Here is a 698-nt window from a genome sequence, read left to right as displayed (position 1 = left end):
ACAGATTATGACATAGATCAAGCCGCAAATCTTGTGGAATGTATTTCTGAAGAATTATATCCAAAAGAAAAAATGCTGTTATTAGATGAAGTTAAAAATGCGAAACAACTTAGTCAATCTCGAAATGTACTTCAAAACGGGGATTTTGAATCGGCTACGCTTGGTTGGACAACAAGTGATAATATCACAATTCAAGAAGATGATCCTATTTTTAAAGGGCATTACCTTCATATGTCTGGGGCGAGAGAAATTGATGGTACGATATTTCCGACCTATATATTCCAAAAAATTGATGAATCAAAATTAAAACCGTATACACGTTACCTAGTAAGGGGATTTGTAGGAAGTAGTAAAGATGTAGAACTAGTGGTTTCACGCTATGGGGAAGAGATTGATGCCATCATGAATGTTCCAGCTGATTTAAACTATCTGTATCCTTCTACCTTTGATTGTGAAGGGTCTAATCGTTGTGAGACGTCCGCTGTGCCGGCTAACATTGGGAACACTTCTGATATGTCGTATTCATGCCAATATGATACAGGGAAAAAGCATGTCGTATGTCAGGATTCCCATCAATTTAGTTTCACTATTGATACAGGGGCATTAGATACAAATGAAAATATAGGGGTTTGGGTCATGTTTAAAATATCTTCTCCAGATGGATACGCATCATTAGATAATTTAGAAGTAATTGAAGA

Annotated in this window: 1 pseudogene; it reads left to right on the top strand. The window is 36.2% G+C overall.

The window, feature by feature from the left end:
* Positions 1 to 698 (top strand): annotated as a pseudogene (locus RT27_RS35515) (pesticidal crystal protein cry4Aa); the annotation flags it as partial.

It is taken from the genome of Bacillus sp. L_1B0_5, from assembly GCF_000836715.1.
GTDB classification, from domain to species: Bacteria; Bacillota; Bacilli; order Bacillales; family Bacillaceae_G; genus Bacillus_A; species Bacillus_A thuringiensis_S.
Note: the sequence above shows the minus strand (reverse complement) of the source record. Positions and strands in the feature narration are given on the sequence as shown.